The sequence below is a fragment of the Nitrospira moscoviensis genome, from assembly GCF_001273775.1.
GTDB lineage: Bacteria > Nitrospirota > Nitrospiria > Nitrospirales > Nitrospiraceae > Nitrospira_D > Nitrospira_D moscoviensis.
On record NZ_CP011801.1, the window covers coordinates 83104 to 103698 of the forward strand.

Genomic DNA, 20595 nt, shown 5'->3' on the forward strand with positions numbered 1-20595 from the left:
CGCCCACTGCTGTGAACCTAAGTATGTCGACTCACTTCAAGGAGTTGAGCTTGCCGCCTCAGCCGCCTGGAGAGTTGAGGCAATGGCTTGACTCACAGCGAAAACAGCCCGACCATACGCGGCAACCACAGCGTCGTAACTCTCATCGGGTACAGATTCTTGAACGTGCACACTATCGGTCTGTCGTCCTGTGCTACCGGCCCGTTGGATAGTCCAAATGGCGTCAATTGTGGCGGCCTTACCGAGGACGGACTCAAATCGCTGGATGTCGACATAGATTCGAGTTTCGGCCGTGTCCGATCCGTGCTGAGGATAATACCGAATGTTCGTAGAGCCAAGTATCCGAGAAAGATTCTCCGCAATGACTCGGGGAATTTCGTTCTTAAGCAGCCCGGCCCAACGATGGGTGTCGGCAACGACGACGCGGTTAGTATTGGTCCGCACCACGAGCTGTGGGCGATCTATCATCTCGGGTAGCGTGATCGGACCAAGCCCGACCGATAGATTCGGAGCAAGATGGGGGCGTTCCTTTCCAGTTACAACAACGCTATTGAGCATGTAATACTGTATGGGAGGCGAGGCCCCGCAACCCGCGATGAGCACGGATAAAACCACCCCCATGGCAAGTCGCGCCTGGACAAGGCTCATGGATTGTCATCCTTTCTCCCGCGAATCAGTGCTTCCGGGTGGCGATCCAAATAATCAGCCAACGTCTGAAGAGATTGGGAGGCTCTCCCTAGCTGGCGCATCGCTTCCCGCGCATCCTGTTGGAGCGGTGAATTGGATGCCGTGAGGCGCTCCACAGACTGCAACGCTTGTTTAGATTCCGCGATAGTTGCCAGCGCTGTCGGTAGAAGCTGTTCGTCAACCCGTTGCACCAGGTGCTCCGTACGCTGCAGTGCGGTGCGCATGGATAGGAGCGTATGGCGGACATCCGTTGCGATCGCGTCGAACGGAACCTTATCCAGCTTTTTAGCCAGGTTCGAAAGGTTTCGCTCAATTCCGGAAAGACCACCGGGAATGGTCGGTAGCTCAGGCGGGTCCCTGGTCCAGTCCGCTGCAGCTTTTTCAACGTCAGGGAAAAAGTCTAGCGCGACAAACAGTTGTCCCGTGAGGAAGCTTCCCGTATTCAATTGCGCGCGCAGCCCGTGCTCTACGAGTGCGTTTATTTTGTCCTTTGTAGTCAAGCCAGTATCTTCTTCTCGCATTAAGTTGTTCTTGAAATGTCTGGCTAATCGATCGGGGTGAAGGGAGAATTCGACCGGAAAGTGGTACGTCTGGGTGTGTGCATCGTACTCCGCTCCGATAGACGTGATTTCTCCAACCGAAATACCGTGAAATTCGACGGGAGAACCAACAGTCAGTCCACGCAAAGATTCTGTGAAGCTTGCGGCGAATCGGATAGCCTGCTTGTCTGGCGCTTTCATCGCCTGCGCCCGATTTTCAAATAGGCGAAAAATCGTATGTTCCTTGGCTTCCTCCATGGCCACCGTACCGTCGGGGGTTTCAAATGCGATGCCGCCAAGTACGATGGTGGCAAGGGATTGGGTCTGGACCATAAACCCGGTCGAATCCAGCGTGACATCGACCCCGCTCGCGTTCCAAAATCGAGTATTTTCGGTAACAAATCGATCGTACGGAGCCTCCACAAAAACAGTAAGTGTGACTCCTGCTCCATCTTGATCGAGGTTGGCCGCTAACACCCGTCCCACAGGCACTCTGCGAAGGTACACCGATGTCCCCACATCGATTGACCCTTGATCCGGCCCTTTGATGATGAATTGTCTGCCGGCTACATCGCCCGTAAAAACAGGGGGCGCTTCGAGGCCCTGAAAATCCCTTCTCGCCTCCGCGGAAGACCCAACATCCAACCCAATGTAGGCGCCAGAGAACAATGTGCCAATTCCTGAAACCTGGCCGAAGGCAATCCTCGGTCTGACGATCCAGAACCGGGTATCATCTCTCAGATACGGAGAAAACCGTTTCGACATCTCCGCGGTGACAATGACCTGTGTCAAATCTTCACTGATCATTACTTGTTTGACTTCCCCAATGTCGACGTCCTTGTATTTGATCTTTGTTTTGTTGGCCTCAAGCCCCTCGGCGGCTCGAAACGTGATGGTAATGGTTGGTCCCTGATCCCAAATAGCCTTAAACGCCAACCACCCTCCGATCAAGGCAGCGATAATAGGGACGAGCCAGACAAGGTGTAGATACCACCGCCCCTTTGGCGCAGCGACGGCGTCTGGTATTTCTGGGATCGCGGTGTCGTGTGGACGGTTAGTCATCAAGGCTTCTCGCTTCGTGCACAGGATCCCAAATCAGCCGTGGGTCGAATGCCCTGGCTGACAGCATACTGAGTACGACAACTGCCCCAAAGGCGATTGCGCCAGGCCCGGCCGAAATGGCCGCAAGTGGTTGTAATTGCACAAGAGCCACGAGCACGGCGACCACGTAGACGTCGAGCATGGACCAGCGGCCGACGAGCTCGACCATCCGATAGACTTTGGCCCGTAGATAAGGCCGCCAAGTCGACCGGCGCCAGGCCGTCGCCACCAGCAGCGTCAGTGCGAATAATTTCAAAAGCGGCACCAACACACTCGCGATGAACACCACTGAGGCAAGTGCCCATGCCCCGGACGTCCAGAGATAGATCACGCCGCTCACAATCGTGTTTTCCTGAGCGCCGAACAAGGAACCCGTTTCCATGAGTGGCAGGACGTTCGCGGGTACATATAGGATATAAGCTGCCACAAGAAAGGCCGCAGCACGTGCGACGCTTTGAGGCTTGCGCAGGCGCAGATGGGTGCCACAGCGGGCACAATCAGAGTCCCCCTGCTGCGATGGCCTCGAGATGAGGCCGCAGGTATGGCAGGAGTAGAGCCCGAGCGCTTTCACTGTAGGGATGGCTGGTGTCATTCGGGATTCACGTGCTCCCACAGCTCTTGGAGATTGAACGCTTGGCCTGCGGCAATCAGCAATATCATCATGCCGCCGAATGACCACAGCGCAATACCTACGACGACATGGGCAATATGGGCCAACTTCACGAGCGAGACCAGTACCGCCAAGACGAATACTTCCGTCATGCTCCATGGCCGCACTTCGTGCAGGAGCCGAAGCAGCATGGACATCCCTACCGGGGTAGCACCGCGGCGCAACGCAAACAGAATCGACAGCATGATGACCAACTCCACGGTAGGAAGGACTATCGTTGTCGCGGCAATGAGCGCAGCGAGTGTCTTCATGTCTTGATGCCACAATTGTGTGATCGCACCGTAGAGGCTGGAGGAGATTCTGTTGCCCTGGATTTCCAATTCGATGATCGGATATGCGTTGGCCACAAGAAACAAGACCAGGGCGCCCAGTGCAAAGGCGAACGCGCGATCGAGGCCCCCTTGAGCACGATAATACAGCGGACCTTCGCACCCACGACAGAGCGCCCATCCTCCATCATGCAGAGGGATGGGGTGCTGGACGAGATCGCATTCATCACACGCGACGACTGAGTTCAAGAAGTTGGCAGCTTTCTTTTGCATCCCCAATAGCGTGGAGGGGGAATTACTGCAAGCCGAGCGCCCGCAAATCAAGGCGCCCGCTCTCCATCGGCGGGCACCAGAAATAATCTCCCGAGACCGGACGAGTGAAGGTAAACAGCGCATCCGTTATTCCATCTTCAGCACCAGCCATTCTGCCTAGAAGAGCCTCAAACGGGTCAAAGGTACGGCCAAATGCCACAAACATGAGCCCCCCTTGTTGATCTTCTATCCAAGGCATCGATCGCCTCACGATAAACGCAGGCGGCGAAAAACTTTCCTGTGCGGTCCGTTTGACGTGCGCAGATTGTGACGCCAAAGGAAGCTCGCTGTTGTCATCCCTTCGACGGCCGATAGCATCATCTTGCTTCGATGGGTCCAGACCTCGAAATCGGCTGAAGTCATGGACCCACTGTTGCACAGCCACGTAACTGCCGCCGTCAAGTCCGAGGCCAAGGCCGCTCGCTACCGCGGCATTGACCGCATCGGTTCCTTCAGGATTCTCAGTTCCATCCTCATACCCAAGTAGGTCAAATCCCGAACGATATCGAAAAGCGTCAACCACCCTGAATAAATGCAGAGCAGGAGAGACACTTCCGGCAATATCATGGGTCTGATGGAAAAGTTCTCCTCGGTCGTTTCCTCGAACCCAACACCAGAGAGCTGCAGGTGTCGCAGACATGTTGATGTCAGTTTTAGAAAAGGCTGGAAATGGACGAAGGCCAGGCACCTCACGATTCAACGCAGCGACAAGCCAGTTGCCAATCCCCACAACAGTCGTCTTGCCGTCGATGAACTTACGAAGATTCACCAATGCCTTGGTGAAATCGCCTCCCGGCGCCATAGTAAAAAACAGATATCGCGCCTGTTCTGGCACCGGCTCGAGGATACCTTTCTGGATTAAACTCATGGAACCCTCTCAGGCTTAGCCCTGGGAAACAGCGGCCATATCGTTTATTACAAAAACACGTGGATCCGCTACGCGCTCTCCTCAGGGGCCAGGTGTCCGACCGAGGAAGAACGAACTATTGCAACGCCTCGCAGAGTGCGATGCCCAACGCCTTAGCCACTCCCTCCCCGTAAGCAGGATCCGCCCTATAGCAGTTACCGATATGGCGGATCTTAATCTCTCTGGGAATGTTCCCCATGGCACGGGCCGTATTCCCAAACAGGGCGGTTTGCTGTGCAGAATTCATCAGGCGGAATAACGCAGCCGGCTGCGAATAATAATCCGTGTCCTCACGATGGCTCCAGTGATCCGCTGCACCATCGAGACTCAACGCCGGCTCTCGGAATTCTGGCTGCTCCAGCCACTCACCACCGCTGTTGGGTTCATAGCTGAGAGTCCCCCCATGATTGCCATCGACTCGCATGGCGCCATCACGGTGGAAACTATGGGCTGGGCAACGAGGGGCATTAACGGGGATCAGGTGGTGATTGACTCCTAGCCGATACCGCTGGGCATCCCCGTACGCGAAAAGGCGCCCCTGTAACATTCTGTCCGGTGAAAAACCGATCCCAGGAGGAACGTTGGCCGGGTTAAATGCTGACTGTTCAACATCGGCGAAAAAATTGGCTGGGTTACGATTTAACTCCATGGTCCCCACATCCATCAACGGATAGTCTTTGTGAGGCCAGACTTTGGTGAGATCAAACGGATTATACGAGACCTTTCGTGTGTCACCCTCCGGCATGATCTGCACCTTAATAGCCCACTTCGGGAAATCGCCTTTTTCAAGACTCTCAAAGAGGTCCCGTTGATGGCTCTCTCTGTCTTTGCCGATCATGGCCTCTGCCTCTGCATCGGTCAAATTACGAATGCCTTGCTGTGAGACAAAGTGAAACTTGACCCAGTGACGCTCCCTTTGTTCATTAATGAAACTGAACGTATGGCTCCCAAACCCGTGCATGTGTCGATAGGTCGCCGGAATTCCGCGCTCACTCATGACGATTGTAATTTGATGCAAGGCTTCTGGGAGGGAAGTCCAAAAATCCCACATGTTCTTAGCGCTGCGCATGTTTGTACGAGGGTCACGTTTGACGGCGTGGTTAAGGTCAGGGAACTTGAGCGGGTCCCGATGAAAGAACACGGGAGTATTATTTCCCACCAGATCCCAATTTCCCTCCTCCGTATAAAACTTCACGGCAAACCCTCGGATATCGCGTTCAGCGTCCGCAGCGCCGCGTTCGCCAGCCACGGTCGTGAAACGAGCGAACAGTTCTGTGGTCTTGCCAATCTGAGCAAATAGTTTTGCGCGAGTGTACCGGGTCACATTGTGCGTGACCGTGAACGTCCCAAAGGCACCAGACCCTTTGGCATGCATGCGCCGCTCAGGAATCACTTCCCGGTTGAAATGACCAAGCTTTTCTAGAAACCAGACGTCCTGTAGTAATTGAGGGCCCCGAGGGCCAGCCGTCATGACATTTTGATTGTCGACGACAGGCGCCCCTGCGTTAGTTGTTAGCTTCTTGTCCTTATCTCCCACAATGGATAACCTCCCTAAGAGAATCGATCGGCCTTAGAAATCATGCTTGCTGTATTGCCATACCACGATACTTCTGAGCCAGTTGTTCTGTCAGAGAGTCTCAACCGGGCCTTGCTCTAGCATCACCAAAGAAAGAGCGTTAATGCAATATCGAAGGCCGCTGGGGGCTGGCCCATCCGGGAACACATGCCCAAGATGGGCTTCACATGCGTTACAAGTTGTTTCAATGCGGCGCATGCCATGAGCGTTGTCATCATGATACGCGATTACATTGGGTTTAACCGGTTGAGTAAAAGACGGCCATCCCGTTTGTGACGGGAATTTACCGGTTGAGTCAAACAACACGGTACCACAGCACACACACGCGTATAGGCCGGGGACAAATAGATTGCACATAGGCGAGCTATGCGCATGCTCGGTCCCCTTGAGGCGCGTTATTCGATATTGTTCTGCCGAAAGAAGCCGCTTCCACTCCTCGGTAGATTTTATGATGGCCCGATCAGGACTGGGATTGCCCGTATGAGCCAGATGAATGACGTTGGACCAGTTCAGCATCGTGATCGTCTCCTTTGGCCCGCGAAGAACGACTCAAATCCGCAGCAAAAAGAAACTGCCTGCCCATGCTAAAACACACACAAGCAGGCAGTCGTTCAATCATGGGCGGTCGTTATTCTCTCCCCCCTCTATGGAGCGGGGTGTGCTTGAAAAATACTAGGATCATCATTTCCACCCACTTTAAGAATCCCCAACGCGCCCTTGGCTACCCTGAAAAAACTATGATCCACCAAGACGTATGCCCCAGGCACGTCGACCTTAAACTCTACGATCGTGGCCCCTGCAGCCGGAACGAGCGTTGATTGCACATGATGGTTTACAGTTCCTCCGATCGTTCCCTCCGTATGAACGTTATCGAAGATTTCTCCGATGATGTGGAAAGAGGAGGCGCTGTTGGGTCCGATATTCCCGAAATACAGGCGAACAGTTTCTCCCACACTGGCCTTCAATTCCCCCTTACCTAATAACGATCCGGTGTGCCCGTTGAACACGACGTAGTCGGAATGTTCCGCCAACCCCTTTTCCATCGAAAATTCTAAGACATCTTTGTCTTCGCTTGGCTTGGTGAAGAACTCGCTTTCTATGACGGCATACTCCCGATCAACTTTCGGCAATCCATGCTCTGGCTCGACGAGGATCATTCCATACATGCCATTGGCAAGATGAATGTGCGGGTTGGGAACGGGGGACGCGCAATGATACATAAAAAGACCCGGTGCTAATGCCTTAAACGTAAACACCCCTGTGGCTCCGGGAAACGCTAAATTCGCTCCTGCCCCTCCACCGGGTCCATTAACCGCATGGAGATCCATGTTATGCGCGAATTTATTCTCTTTTGGATTTTCTAAGCGAACCTCGACCGTATCCCCCACTCGCACGCGTACCATAGGCCCAGGAACCGTTCCGTTGAACGTCCACAGTTTGTATTGGACGCCATCCCCGATGGAACCAATCAATTCCTTTGCCTGGACACGTACAACAACATGCGCTGGTTGAGTCCGGCCTGTGGGAGGAGGAACTTCTGGAGGTGTCGTGAGACGAGCCTCTATTGTTTCCATCGCCGTTGCGTTACTTGGAAAGGGGAAAGCAAGCCCCATCAATGTTGCAAAACACCAACACAAGAAACGTTTGCATGTGAACATAAACCATATCCTCCCATGGTACACTGCCGGTTTACATGACCCCCCCGCTGCTATAGTCGTGGAGATTAAAAAGATTTCTACAAAATGCCACCGTCACCGATTAGCCTATTGCTCCTTTCTCTTATATTCGGTTCCTGACCTGCCGGTAAGAGGCGTTGTGACCCCAAGGCACATTCAGTCAAAACCATTTAGGGGTAAAAAACGAAATGCCCACATACGGAAGAACTCCGTTTATTCCTGTATTGCGATCACCAAGCCCGCCGTTTGAGATGTGATGTAGCCGTACACCCATTGTCCAAGTCACGTGTTCGTAAAGAAAATAATGAACACCAAGTCCAGTCTCCAACGTAAACTCAAATTGAGTGCTCTGTTCCGAAATGCGTGGTGCAAGATTGGTCCAAATCATGCCTGCCCCCGCGTCCACAAAAGGCACCCATCGACCTAATGACAGGAAGTTATACGCAAGAAGAAAAGATCCCCCAGCGGCTTCCGCAGCAAAGGGCCTCGTAAATCGAGCAAACACTGGCTGAACCACAAACTCGAAGTTACCTTGCCACCAGCCAGATGCCACGGGATCAGTCAACACCATGCCTAGCCTCGGCATGACGAAAACGGCGCTTCGATCAGCGGACGGCGCATTCCCTATCGCCGTTGTGGCTTGATCAAACCCTGCGGCCACTCCTAATTCGATCGTACCCTTTGTCAGCACATCCCGCGCTTCGAATGCCGTTGGCCCACCAAGCGCGGGGCAGACGCCTGTGAGCATTGCGACGATGAAAATTCCTACTATGATGACGGCATGACGATGTTCTCGTGGCATGATGGTTCGCAACTCATTCTATTAAGGGAAAGAACTTGCAACATGAGATACTTGCTGCGTGGATTGCCCATCTCACTCGCTCAGGCAACTTTCTAAATGGCCATCGTTTGACATGATATGCCTGTCTTCTGATATCAGTCTGTCAGATATCCGACAATTCAAAAACCTGTCATATGGGCATGATAGTAACGATACGGAAAAAGACTATGGTAATCAGGTCAGACACAGGGCTGTGTAAGCTCATCTGGAGAGCAAAGATACCGTCTGAAGTCATGTATTGCTCTCTAGGAAACGACGGCAAGTTAAAGCGGGGGGACGCTAGCGGCTTTGGCGGTCCCTTGCGAAAGGAGTGGATCGATAAGGCGGCCAAAGTGCACCGACGAGCCAATCGCTTACGCCCTCTGACAATCTGAATTCGTCCCCCTACCGGAGATATCTGCCAGCAGCTCGGCATCGCCGAGCAACCTTCTACATCTGAAAGGAGAGGTATGTTTATCTCCGAGTGGGTGAGCCCTGCAGGTTTAGGCAGGAAGAGGAAGAGAACAGCTAGCTGAAGCGGTTTGGGCAGATCTCCCACTAAACAAGCTCATGCGGTCGAAGGCCCTGTGAAATAGGCTTGAAGCCCACGTCCCGCCGAGAACTTACCCGCCAGCTTCAGGACGCCTTCTCGGTGAGTCGTGTGCAGGCCTGTTGACGTTGGTCCCGTAACGAGACAGTCCTTAACCAGAGCAGACGACTTTTTCGACGATCGATTGTCCCTGACGTTGCGCGAGAAACTCATTCGAGGTCAGGTGCCCGAGTGAGCTGTGCAGGCGGTGGTGATTGTGATCCATCCGCCACGCTTCGATGATGGCCTGGGCCTCGGCGAGCGAGGCGAACTGGTGGACGTTCAAGCACTCATCGCGGAGCCGCCCGTTAAATGACTCAATGAACGCGTTTTCGACTGGTTTCCCCGGTCGAATGAAGTCGAGCTGGACACCACGTCGATAAGCCCAATCCTCCAAGGCGCGTGATTGGAATTCGGTGCCATGATCGACGGTGATGGAGCGAGGGCTCAGGCCTTGGCTCATGACGCGATCCAGCACCTGCAATCGGCGTCATACCCACGGTCGGCGATCAGATGTTGGGCTCGAGGAAGACTGAGGAGCAAGTGTCCCGCGCCGGTGTAATCACTCGTCGGCCCGGTGGTTAGCAACAGACGTACCGGCTTCCCAGTGTCGTCGCACACGGTGTGCAGCTTCGAGTTCAGGCCGCCTTTCGTGCGGCCAATGCAGCGGGGCAGCGCCCTTTTTTAAGTAAGCTAGCTGGCCGCGGTTCTGTGGGCCTTCAGATGCGTGGCATCGATCATGAGGCATTCGGTTGTCCCGTGTTACTGTGCTACCTCGTGGAAGATCTTATTGAAGATCCCAGCCCGGCTCCATCGCACGAAGCGGTTGTAAAGCGTCTTGTACGAACCATAGGCCGGTGGCGCATCTTTCCATTGCAGGCCGTATCGGATGACACAGATGATCCCGCTGATCACCCGCCTATCATCCACACGTGGGATGCCGTACGAGACGGGGAAATACGGCTTGATCCTGTTCAACTGCTGCTGGGTCAACAGAGACACTTCCCTCATGGCCACCTCCAGCCCGAATGAAGCACATCTCGTTTCCCGAGGGAAGGCCAAAGCTTAATGAGTCCCGACCCTAGTACGATCATTCGGTTTGTTATCTAAATTGGCGCTAAGATTCTCACGGTATTGCAATGGTTTGTCCTGTATATGACAGACCCTGAGGAAGGTATTGACTAGAATGCACAACGTTTCGTTGATGTCTGGTGAAAGCTGAGTGATTAAGATTTTACGCAACGGGCTTTAAAGGATGGCAAGCCGGAGGCCACGCATAAGATTATTGAGGCAGGCACTCGTTGCACGGAAGCAGGAATACAGTAGGCATGCAGGTATTGCACTGGAGAGGGGGAAATAATCGTCGGATTGCCCGATTGAATCGATATTCATGGGCATATTGAATAGAAAAGGGTGACAACATGTATAAAGCTAATGTTTCCCGTCGTGATTTTCTGAAGTGGTCAGGTGTCGCTGCGTCGGTGCTGACCGTTCATTCGGTCGCCGCGGTCGATGAGAAGGCGAAGACCGCCACAAAGGATTCCGTCGGCCTGCTCACGACTCCATCTGGTGCAAGTGGTGCCCCGCAAGATTGTGCTGATCCTCGATGGCCATCCTATGCATAAGGCGAGACGGGTTCAGCAGTTTGCCACACGGCAGGCAGGACGCTTGGAGGTGCACTTCTTGCCACCGTACTCGCCAGACTTGAACCCCGACGAACTGGCATGGGCTCATGTCAAAACCGAGCTGGGCCGGGGGATCGCCCGGACAAAAACGGAGTTGAAGACCCGCGCGCATGGGATTCTGTGCAGCTTTCAACGTCGCCCCCATCTTGTCCGCCGGTTCTTTCATGCGCCCTCATGCCTCTATGCTGCCGCATGAGGCTTTACTAACGCCAGCCTTAGTAACAGAAATACTTTACCGAACCTGGTAAACAGTACTGCAGGGAAATGACAATCACCAGTGATCGAAGAACACCGACCATGCGAAAAAGTGGAAAAGCAGGCTGTCCGCTCTATCGATGTCTTTGTTTTTCATCTTCAGATTATAGGAGCCTTAGCTGCTCATGAATCAGGAGCACCAATAAAATGGCCCAGACCATGAAGAAGCGAATTTCCCTTCTCCTACAAGATATTCAGGCTTGTACCATATGCCAACCGACCCTTCCTCTCGGGCCACGACCGATTCTACAGATTCACCCGAAGGCTTCTATTTTAATTGCTGGGCAGGCACCGGGGCGAAAAGCCCATGAGACCCGTGTACCCTTTGATGATCCGAGTGGAGACCGCCTTCGAGAATGGCTAGGGGTGAATCGAAAAACCTTTTATGATGCCCATCAAATTGCGATCCTTCCCATGGGGTTTTGCTATCCTGGGGCCGGCAAGTCTGGGGATCTCCCTCCGCGTCCAGAATGTGCATCGGCCTGGCGAGCCGAGCTTTTAGCCATGTTGCCCAATATCAAGCTCACACTCGTAATTGGTCAATACGCTCTCGACTATCACTTACAGGAATCCCCATTTCGGAGCGTCACCGAGGCTGTCAAAGCTTGGAAGGAATTTTGGCCAGACCGGCTTCCACTTCCGCACCCTAGTCCGAGGAATAATATTTGGTTGAAACGCAATTTGTGGTTTGAACACGATCTCTTGCCGGTGCTGAGAAGAAGAGTGAAGACTGTCTTGCGTAAGGGAACGATTCTGAAGAAATGAGCATCTCTGGGCTTACTTGTGGTAAGGCGACGCGCGGTTACAGGGAGCTTCTCCCGCCTAACATTTGAAAGCGTCCTCATGCCGGAACTGTATCGGATTGCAATCATCCTCCTTGGAATTGTGGGCTTCGTAGCCTTTTCGCGTCGACTCGAAGAGTCGATCGTGGACTTCCTGGGCTTTCACGGACACTTTAGGGTGGTTGTTAGAACAGGGGGAGGACCGATCGTTCCGTCAGGCCACTTGCCGGTCTTCATGTACACGTCATAGGGCCAAGGGATTACATAGGTATCTAATTATTCGGCCGTCAGTATCGGCTTCTTGTCGAGGACATTCATCAGACCTTTCGGAAGGATGACTGATCCTACATGGATCCAGCCACGGCACCCAACTGGCCGATTCAAGGAACCATCTTTATTGAAGACAATCTTCTCTTCGGCTGCGGAGCCTGTTCCTACCATGAATGCCGATAAGATGAGGGGTCCCGACGAGTACAACCATTTTGCCGATCGATTTCATCGCATTCTCCTTTTTGCTTGAAAGCCAGCTCGTGGTCTCAAATAGTGACTAGAGCACTATTATCAACACCACTCGCTGTCCAGGTGGATCGAATAATTATCCCTCTGCATGATCATGTTCGCATCAAATGTGTACGTCATCATGATTGGTCACACGTGGTGATACCCTGCGGCCGGGACCGATAGTACACCCCGTCCTGACCAAGATGTCGGGAGTGTGCAACGGACGGGATGCCTTCGCCATCTACCCGTAGACAATGTAAAATATTTCCCTCTTCGCGCGTGTTCTCGTCAGTCTGATTGATCCGTTGGCAGATGACATACAGGAACTGTTCCTTTGGATCCAGAACGCATTGAAATGCCGTGCTTCCTGGGTGACTGAACATTCGGTTGTTAATAAACCACTCCCCTGGATGTGGAAGCTGCAATCGGCTGATCTCGATGGGTTTCACGGCCCGCTCTCCGGAAATATCGTAGGTACTCACGGTTGCTGCCTTATCGTCTTTGTCGGTACGAGGCAAATTATTGATCGTATAGAGGCGAGTGCCTTCTTTGTTGGGCAACACCCAGCAAATATCCTGACCGCTATTGGGGACGGAGCCAAGAAATGTCATCGCTCCTTCCTTATTGAAACGGTAGACACCCAATTCGTTGCGGGTGACAAACCCAACATAAAGCAGTGGTTCCGTAGGATGTGCCCAGATGCCTAAAGGCATCGACGGAACGCCGTCCATGTCCTTGTACTTATAGCCGGGATTCGTCTCTGGTAGTTGCACCAAGCGTCGCTCGGTTAGCCGGCCGTCTCGCCCCACCTGAAAGACATGGAGTTGGCCTTGCACGCTCGGTTTGAGTCCAGCTAAGAACGATCTCGTTCCTTCACCATCGAAATCCACATCCACCTGGAAGTCATTGCCGAACGCTATGTCAGGATATGCGGATGGGACATAGACCTGCGTCGGTTTCTGTGAGTTCTCCACGTCAATCTTAGAGACAAATCGCAATGTGCCGTCCTGCTCGATCGTGAATGAGACGTAGCTGGCTTTCGCCGTGCCACGCAACGCCTCTAGTTGATGATAATCTTCATTCCGGTTTGACACGAGCAACGTCGTTCCGCTCAGCGAAAGACTGTTCGGCGCGACGCCGCGCGACGAAAAGGGCGATCCTTTCACATGCCGTAACGTCCCATCGGACTGAATATCGAAGACGGCGATGGTGTTGCTATGTGTGTTGACCGTAAAGAGACGCTTCCCGTCCTGGCTGACAATCAGCGGGGTATCGTTGTCATGTGGGCCGAGTTTGCCATGGGTGTCATTGTTGATGCCCGTTCCCCCTGTATAAAATGGATTGCCAGGCAAGGGCGTGAGCGTCCCATCGTCGTTTCGTGTATAGCCTAGCACTGCATTCTGGCCTTCACGAATGTCGTTGGTCTGGATGTATAAATATCGACCTTGGGCTTTCATGTTCGTTGCGCCTCCTATTTTGTAAAAAGTGGGTGCCTTTCGAGCACTGAACACATATCAACGCTAAAGACGTTTCACGGAAATCGCTGTAACGACAGGAGCACGTGCTGAAGACCGTTCTGGCACTGCCCCGTACAAGTTTCAGATAATTCGGAAGCACACTTCCAGCGCGTCTCAGCAAGGTGCTATTTCGAATCTCCTGTAAGCACGATGGGAGGTGGAATCCTTCTCCCCGACGCAGCCGATTGTCAGGCCGGCTCTGTGGTAACCGAGGAGAGATAGTCCGCGGACGCAATAAGACCTTCCGCGTCGAGCGTAAATCCTCCGTAGATAGGTTCCCCAGACGGATTGATGACGATGAACCATGGAGTCCCACGTGTGTGGTAATCAGACATGATCGTAGGATATCCGCGTTCCGGCGCGTCGTATCCGAACGGCACTTGAAGATCGTAGAGTAGCTGAGCGTCCCGCATCCGTTCGAATGTATTCACATCTTTGCCTTCAAAGACGGTCTGCACAACGGCAAAGCCAAATCCCTTTGGAGAGAGGGCCTTCACCAGCTTTTTCATTGTCGGAAAACCAGTGGAATGGCATCCAGGACACCAATGTTGGAAACAAAAGATGATTCTATATCCTGTGCCAAGATCAGCTAGCTTCAGCGGAGCACACGGTCGGCCATAACCATCCAGCCATCGGCTGACGCGTAGTTCCGGAGCCTTGAGAAGCGATGACGCCCGTTGATTCATATCTATCCTCTTGGGCAGATGTATCCGTTCCTAGTGACTCATACGTTCATGCCGGCTTCGGGAGTTTCCAGTTAGGTCTCACGAAATGGCAGGTGTACCCCTGAGGGTTGTGCTTGAGATAGTCCTGGTGTTCGGGCTCCGCTATCCAAAATGGTCCTGCGGGGTGGACTTCCGTGACTACCTTTCCTGGCCAAATTCCCGAGGCATCAATCTCTCCGATTATCCGTTCCGCCTCCAGCCCCTGCTCATCGGACGTGTAATAAATCCCAGAACGATAGGACGTTCCTCGATCGTTGCCCTGACGATTGATGGTTGTGGGGTCGTGGATCTGAAAAAATGTTTCCAATAAGCCTCGAAACGGCAGCCGATCTGGGTCGAAAACCACTTCGATTGCTTCGGCATGGGTTCCATGATTGCGATAAGTCGCAGTCGGTGCGTTGCCGCCGCTGTAGCCCACTCGCGTGGAGAGCACACCGGGCAGTTTACGAATCAGATCCTGCATCCCCCAAAAACATCCACCCGCTAAAATCACTGTCTCTGCTCGGCTCATGACGGTCTCCATTCATGAACGTGGTTCAGCCTAGTTTAGTGGTTCGTAGATTGCTGGCTTTCCTCAGGCCTCTCATGAACTTCATAATCATAACTTCCACACTCTTATTACCGGCGACCGCTTACTTTCATCTTATCCTCCCACTCAGCCCACTCATCGGCACACTCGCCTGCTCGCCCGCTCGCCCAGCTGACGGAAGCAAATCCCTCGCAATGAAACTAGCCACAGAAAGAATGCAATCCAAAAGGCTGCCCCTTCCTGGACACCTATAAGACGTGTCCTAACCCAGGCCCTCCCAAGAGCCTTTAGCGCCCACATCTACGACAGATGTAGTTAGGTACCACAGAATGTTTTGTAGCAGGCCGTGGCCTCAGCAGGCGCCGGTTCGGCATAGGAGGCTGAATCGGCGCGTTCCTCAAACGGATGCGCTAAAACCTCCAGCAGTCGTTCAAAGGGTTGGAGGTCGGCATGAACTGTCGCCGCCGTGAGAGCCTCTTCCACCTGGTAATTCCGTGGAATGTACAGGGGATTCACGCGCCGCATTCTTTCAGCTTGAGTCAGGACCCGTGTCGGATCTCGTCGGCTTCGTTCACGCCAACGCCCCAACCAGCGAGACAATTTCGTCGTCGTGACAAACAACGATGCTAGGCTTTGTTCATTCCCCTCCGCAGCGTCGGCAAGCCTTCGCCAGGCCAGAGTATGATCGACTGCGGATTCTTCCAGTAGTACGATCCAATCTCGAGCGAGAATACCGTCGTCAGGTTCATTCGTGATGAGCCCCAATTTATCCCGCGCGATACTCAACCAATGAATCTCGTAACGCGCAGGGAAGGCCTCGATGATATCAACTACCCTTGATAATGAGCGACCGGGATCATGCTCGGCTATCAACGGCAATACCGTTTCAGCCAATCGCAGAAAATTCCATTGTGCAATACGAGGCTGATTTCCATAGGCATAGCGCCCCTGATGATCGATCGAACTGAAGACGGCCTGTGGATCATGGGTCTCCATAAATGCACATGGTCCATAATCGATTGTCTCTCCTGAAATGGTCACGTTATCGGTATTCATCACGCCATGAACAAACCCGACATGCATCCATTGGGCGATCAATTGTGCTTGACGATCTGCAATGGCACGCAGCCATTCGACATACCGATCCGGATGATTGAACAGTTCAGAATCATGTCGTCGGATTGCGTAGTCTGCGAGCTTTTGCACCTGATCAAACTCTCCACGGGCCGCAAAAAACTCAAATGTACCGATCCGCAAATGGCTCGCTGCTACACGCGTCAAAACAGCGCCAGGCAACGGTGTGTCCCGATAGACGATTGTCCCAGTGCCGACCGCTGCCAAGGCGCGCGTGGTGGGGATCCCTAGAGCATGCATGGCTTCCCCAATCAGGTACTCCCGAAGGACCGGACCTATTGCCGCCCGTCCGTCCCCTCCCCGTGAAAAGGGCGTTGGCCCTGAACCCTTCAGTGCAATATCATATCGACGCGCTAGGCGGTCCACGATCTCGCCGAGGAGGAGCGCACGGCCGTCTCCCAGTGTCGGAGAGAATACCCCGAACTGGTGTCCGGCATATGCCTGAGCCAACGGAAAACATCCGGGTAATTGTGCATTCCCAGAGAAAATGGCAGCCCAACGTGACGAATCTACATTGTCGACGGCAAAACCTAACTGGCGAGCCAAGGGGTAGTTCAGCTGAAGCAGGACAGGTTTCACGACATGGACCGGGTGCCATGAAACATAGCATCCTAGAAGCTCTTCAGCGTAGGTGTGTTCGAGCCGAACCATCTCTTCCTCTCGTGATACCGTGCTATTAAGATCCATGGCTATCGTATTAGGGCCTCGGTGCGGTTCTCATTTCGGACCAAATATAGATACCTATGCCCACTCGAGGTTTTCGGAGAACCACTTCTTCTTAAACCCTCGATTTGCCCCCACGGATCTGAGCTGACAATCCGAGCAGATCGGCCTCAATCACTTCTTCTGGAGAACGGGATAACCAAATGCATAGATCCATTTGTCTGCATCAGGTGCATTGGACCGCGCAAGTTCCCTCGCTGGTACGTGACAAGGGATGCAATCAGTCTTGTAATTTTTAGACACTGTATGGTTGGGGTCCTCTGCATTGAAAAGTGACCAGGCCCAACCATCTCCCCACAGACTCGATTCCTTGTAACGCCCTTTGGTATCGCGCACTAACACGAACCACCCTTTAATAGTGGTGGCGTGACCGACCGCCGGTCCCGTTGTCATCGCCATAGTCTTCGCATTTAGTAATTCTTTTACCAGCACGGCCCCATCGGGAAACCGTCCCGTCTTTTTATAGTAGGCGATGGTCTCAGGCTGAGTGTATACCGTATGGTATTCGTGGAGGCCCGGCCCCATCTTCTCAAGACTTTCACCAGTGTTCGCGTGAGCCCACGTTCCCAACGTCGGCCACTCCGTATAGTTTTCCGGAACGTGAAGTGCTCCCGTTGCAACATCGACAGCTGGAGAAAAGGGCTGTTCCCCCTCGGCGAGCGATGAACTGCTCTGGGCAATTGATATGAGCACGAAATAAAGTACGACAATTAAGTATCCAGCCTTGCTCATGTGCACACCTCCTAGGTTAAGCTCAGATCTGAATCAGATCTGATATGACTCAGTTGCCTCGATCAAGCCCACTGGCACTGATATTTGATCACCACGCCGCTGCGTACACTTCTGAGCAATTTGCTCCGTATAGGAAAACGACAAATTCCATGATTCATTCGAATGAGTGACATAGTGTGAGAAAATATCGCAAGGCATGTGCACGCGTCTGTCAGATATATGACGTATGTAAATAATAAATTAGAAGATACCTACGGTGATAATGGAGCGTATCCATGCATCGGGGGAAAGGATGGTAAGGTAGATAGCTTTAAAAGCGAAATGCAATCGCGTCAGGTTCTTTCTTAGGGAAAGTCTGATTAATATATTCTCCTCGACGGGAACGCGTAGGAGTTCCCTGATTTTCAATATTTACTTATGTCAGAACCGGAATAAATCAGACTTTCCTTAGTTCTCGTCAATACCCAGCCCTCGAGTGCTTTTGCGACTTGTGCCCATAGCCGTGAGTATGGCCCCTGCGAAAACAACGGGAATTAGCCTGGTCAGATATTGCGAGGAGGAATCGGGTGTGAGAGCGGAACGCTTGCAGCCTGTGCATTCGCTATGATCCAGGCACCCGAGAAGCTAACATTCCTATCTCTGGCGGAGGATTGCCAAGGTAACATTTGGGATATAATCCGGCAGCTAGTGCCTTGCGCAGGAACGCATTGGATGGATCTTTCCGTTCTTCGGCTGGTCAATAGGCTAAACGGTGTTTTAGCCGTTCAAGATTTCTTACGCATATGAACGCTCTCGTGGATGAGATAAGTTGTTCTTGGTGAAAAATGCTTAAGATGGCGCTCACAGTTGGACGGGCTGCTCCGATGATTTCCGCAAGCTCTTCGTGCGTTACCCGAATATCAACGGCATAACCCGGGCCATGGGGACAGGGTCTCCCTCCGAAGCACAAGAGGTCATAAAGGACCAGAGCTATACGTTTGTCTAGCGGATTGGTTTGCTGCCACTGCAGTCTGCGAGACAGCATCTGTAACTGTGCTCCAAGGAGTTCCACCAGAAGGCGCTGCGCGGCCGTGTTGTCTCCCAACGCTTCTTCCATAGACACAAAATCAAACTCAAGGACGCAGGTTGGTCCGTTGGCCAGTGCGTCCTCATCGGTTCTAAAGAGACTCGGAACAAACGGTAGCTGGCCAAACATCCCTCCTTTTCCAAGAATCATTCTTGTTACCCGTTTTCCATCTAATTGAATGGACGTGAGTCGCACAAAGCCCTTATCTACGATATAGAATTTCATGTTGGTCGACGACAGGTGTATCTCCGCTCCGTGCTTGAGGGTGTGCCGCCGAAAAGAGCACAATTGCTTCCAGATTGAAAGTGTACGCTGAGCAAGGGCTTGAGGAAGATCCATATGAGCACACCCTGAGTTAGTCGATTGGTCAGCTAGTCGAGCGAATGATACGCTTTACGGTAATAATTTGTAACTATTGAGATATTCTATGCCGCCAGAAATAGCTACTCGTTAGCTTCCGCTTCAACTCACAATCTCTCTGAGCAGGCGCGTCCATTCATATCTTGAAATGCCGCGTCCCTGACCGTGCAGGTTACTCTACATAAAAAGTAATTAATCATTTGTCATACACATGACTGATGGCTACCCCGTAATTTGTTACAAACAGTTTGCAGCTGGTTTACTTGTCTTCTACCTACAAACATTTAAGGGGGGCCGCATGTACAGCATGTCAAAAAGGAAGAGCACGTTAGTGATTGCTGCGTTACTCGGAGGATTGCTTTGGTATTCGGGGAGCGTCGGTGTAGTCGCCCAAGCTGGAGAGGGGAATGGGGGCTCGAAAACGGTCGAGTATACGCCAGAAGGTAAGATGAAGAGGCTCTCGCCAGCGGCCTATCGGAAGTGGGTCTATGTCGGCACGCCGGTTACGCCGAATGATATGAATGATGGGAAAGCCAACTTCCCGGAATTTCACAACGTCTATATGGACCCCGAAAGCTTTGCCTATTTGGAAAAGACCGGGAAGTACCGTGACGGGACTGTGTTGGTGAAAGAATTAGTCAGCGTGGGGCAGAAAGAAGCCAGCAGCGGGGCTGGATATTTCCAAGGAGAATTTATTGGCCTTGAGGTATCGGTCCTGGATACCAAGCGCTTCCCAAAGGACCCAGGACACTGGGGGTATTTCAGCTTTGGACATTCCTATCCACTCAAGGAAGTATCCTTACCGAATAAGGTCGATGAGTGCAACCGATGTCATGAGGCCAATGCCACCGACTTTGTATTTTCGAAGCACTACCCTGTGATTCGAGCAGCCATCGCAGCGGCAGGAAAGTAGAGCGTTGTTCGGAGACCCGCGCCTGAACTTCTACGGAGTTCAGGCGCGGATTTATTTAACGGCGCTCTCATGAAGTTCTTCGACGAATGACACGCCAAGAGACCCGCAAGCGTACTGTTTGATGACAGAGATTTCCAGAAAGACAGGAGCTGTTTGAGGGTCTTAATGTAGATCATCGTTATACCTTTCCACCAAACCAGGCTCAGAAACACTCTATGAATGCCCTAGTTGGTCAATGCCCTTTCCGCGATGATTTGGGCGCTTGAACGGCAGACTCGCTTCACAATAGAAGGGATTCTGGTCTGCGTCGAATCCCCAAGCTCCCGTACGTACATCGGAGAATCATTATTGCCAACACCTAAGGGATCGTATATCCCGGGATTGTACGTCGATCGGATTCCCGTGCATCATATAGTTAATCACCCGAGAGACATTACAGCTCCATTAGACCCAACAGGATACGTGGCGTTCAGCCTTCGGTTGAATAGTATCTTGGTGACGACACATCACTGCTTGATGCAGTACAA

At 52.6% G+C, this 20595-nt stretch carries 21 protein-coding genes and 1 pseudogene; 4 read left to right on the plus strand and 18 right to left on the minus strand.

Annotated elements, in window-relative coordinates; genetic code table 11:
• Positions 1-36: 36 nt before the first annotated feature.
• From NITMOv2_RS24795 to NITMOv2_RS00405, 12 genes and pseudogenes are all read right to left on the minus strand, one after another.
• Complete coding sequence (locus NITMOv2_RS24795; RefSeq protein WP_053378013.1) at positions 37-648, minus strand: PqiC family protein; 612 nt, start codon at positions 646-648, stop codon at positions 37-39.
• Positions 645-2162 carry a PqiB family protein gene (locus NITMOv2_RS00370; RefSeq protein ID WP_202967290.1) on the minus strand — a complete coding sequence of 506 codons (1518 nt, stop codon included), beginning with the start codon at positions 2160-2162 and terminating at the stop codon, positions 645-647. Before NITMOv2_RS00370 ends, NITMOv2_RS24795 begins: the two co-directional genes overlap by 4 nt.
• Positions 2163-2280: 118 nt before the next feature.
• Complete coding sequence (locus tag NITMOv2_RS00375) at positions 2281-2919, minus strand: paraquat-inducible protein A (protein WP_053378015.1); 639 nt, start codon at positions 2917-2919, stop codon at positions 2281-2283.
• Entirely contained in the window at positions 2916-3539 is a 624-nt protein-coding gene (locus tag NITMOv2_RS00380; RefSeq protein ID WP_053378016.1) for a paraquat-inducible protein A, read from the minus strand. The genes NITMOv2_RS00375 and NITMOv2_RS00380 overlap by 4 nt, the downstream gene beginning before the upstream one ends.
• 22 nt (positions 3540-3561) lie before the next feature.
• Positions 3562-4446, minus strand: a complete 885-nt coding sequence (locus NITMOv2_RS00385; RefSeq protein WP_053378017.1) for a Dyp-type peroxidase — start codon at positions 4444-4446, stop codon at positions 3562-3564.
• Between the two features lie 115 nt (positions 4447-4561).
• Complete coding sequence (locus NITMOv2_RS00390) at positions 4562-6022, minus strand: catalase (protein ID WP_083447620.1); 1461 nt, start codon at positions 6020-6022, stop codon at positions 4562-4564.
• 90 nt (positions 6023-6112) lie between these two features.
• Positions 6113-6577 (minus strand): peptide-methionine (R)-S-oxide reductase MsrB, encoded by a 465-nt coding sequence (gene msrB, locus NITMOv2_RS22325; protein ID WP_083447621.1) that lies wholly within the window; start codon positions 6575-6577, stop codon positions 6113-6115.
• Positions 6578-6705: 128 nt separating this feature from the next.
• Positions 6706-7719: a copper-containing nitrite reductase gene (gene nirK / locus NITMOv2_RS00395; RefSeq protein WP_053378018.1), complete on the minus strand. Its 1014-nt coding sequence runs from the start codon at positions 7717-7719 to the stop codon at positions 6706-6708.
• A gap of 178 nt (positions 7720-7897) precedes the next feature.
• Positions 7898-8539, minus strand: coding sequence for an acyloxyacyl hydrolase (locus NITMOv2_RS22330; protein ID WP_083447622.1), 642 nt, complete (start codon positions 8537-8539; stop codon positions 7898-7900).
• Positions 8540-9258: 719 nt separating this feature from the next.
• Positions 9259-9627: pseudogene (locus NITMOv2_RS00400) on the minus strand (integrase core domain-containing protein); the annotation flags it as partial.
• Positions 9606-9767 (minus strand): transposase, encoded by a 162-nt coding sequence (locus NITMOv2_RS24800; protein WP_187299305.1) that lies wholly within the window; start codon positions 9765-9767, stop codon positions 9606-9608. The gene NITMOv2_RS24800 and the pseudogene NITMOv2_RS00400, both read right to left, overlap by 22 nt.
• A 141-nt stretch (positions 9768-9908) precedes the next feature.
• Positions 9909-10157, minus strand: coding sequence for a transposase (locus NITMOv2_RS00405; protein WP_083447624.1), 249 nt, complete (start codon positions 10155-10157; stop codon positions 9909-9911).
• A gap of 410 nt (positions 10158-10567) precedes the next feature.
• On the opposite strand from NITMOv2_RS00405, the gene NITMOv2_RS24805 reads away from it, so the two are divergent.
• The 3 genes from NITMOv2_RS24805 to NITMOv2_RS22350 all read left to right on the plus strand — a co-directional run bounded on the left by NITMOv2_RS24805 (position 10568) and on the right by NITMOv2_RS22350 (position 11851).
• Positions 10568-10771, plus strand: coding sequence for a twin-arginine translocation signal domain-containing protein (locus tag NITMOv2_RS24805; protein ID WP_083447625.1), 204 nt, complete (start codon positions 10568-10570; stop codon positions 10769-10771).
• Positions 10740-11027, plus strand: a complete 288-nt coding sequence (locus tag NITMOv2_RS24810) for a transposase (RefSeq protein WP_420799883.1) — start codon at positions 10740-10742, stop codon at positions 11025-11027. The genes NITMOv2_RS24805 and NITMOv2_RS24810 overlap by 32 nt, the downstream gene beginning before the upstream one ends.
• A gap of 206 nt (positions 11028-11233) precedes the next feature.
• Entirely contained in the window at positions 11234-11851 is a 618-nt protein-coding gene (locus NITMOv2_RS22350; protein WP_083447627.1) for a uracil-DNA glycosylase family protein, read from the plus strand.
• Positions 11852-12506: 655 nt separating this feature from the next.
• Here NITMOv2_RS22350 and NITMOv2_RS00415 read toward each other — a convergent pair.
• The 6 genes from NITMOv2_RS00415 to NITMOv2_RS00440 form a co-directional block, all read right to left on the minus strand.
• Positions 12507-13826 (minus strand): lactonase family protein, encoded by a 1320-nt coding sequence (locus tag NITMOv2_RS00415; protein WP_053378020.1) that lies wholly within the window; start codon positions 13824-13826, stop codon positions 12507-12509.
• Positions 13827-14074: 248 nt separating this feature from the next.
• On the minus strand, positions 14075-14395 hold the full coding sequence (locus tag NITMOv2_RS24165; RefSeq protein ID WP_202967289.1) for a hypothetical protein: 321 nt from the start codon (positions 14393-14395) through the stop codon (positions 14075-14077).
• Positions 14396-14618: 223 nt separating this feature from the next.
• Positions 14619-15122: a peptide-methionine (S)-S-oxide reductase MsrA gene (msrA, locus tag NITMOv2_RS00425; protein WP_053378022.1), complete on the minus strand. Its 504-nt coding sequence runs from the start codon at positions 15120-15122 to the stop codon at positions 14619-14621.
• A 333-nt stretch (positions 15123-15455) separates the two neighbouring features.
• A complete protein-coding gene (locus NITMOv2_RS00430; RefSeq protein WP_202967288.1) occupies positions 15456-16961 on the minus strand; it encodes a protein adenylyltransferase SelO in 1506 nt (501 codons plus the stop codon).
• A 150-nt stretch (positions 16962-17111) separates the two neighbouring features.
• A complete protein-coding gene (locus tag NITMOv2_RS00435; protein WP_053378023.1) occupies positions 17112-17729 on the minus strand; it encodes a cytochrome P460 family protein in 618 nt (205 codons plus the stop codon).
• Positions 17730-18465: 736 nt separating this feature from the next.
• Entirely contained in the window at positions 18466-19020 is a 555-nt protein-coding gene (locus NITMOv2_RS00440; protein WP_187299302.1) for a Crp/Fnr family transcriptional regulator, read from the minus strand.
• A 433-nt stretch (positions 19021-19453) separates the two neighbouring features.
• On the opposite strand from NITMOv2_RS00440, the gene NITMOv2_RS00445 reads away from it, so the two are divergent.
• A complete protein-coding gene (locus tag NITMOv2_RS00445) occupies positions 19454-20068 on the plus strand; it encodes a cytochrome P460 family protein (protein ID WP_202967287.1) in 615 nt (204 codons plus the stop codon).
• The last annotated feature ends 527 nt before the right edge of the window (positions 20069-20595 follow it).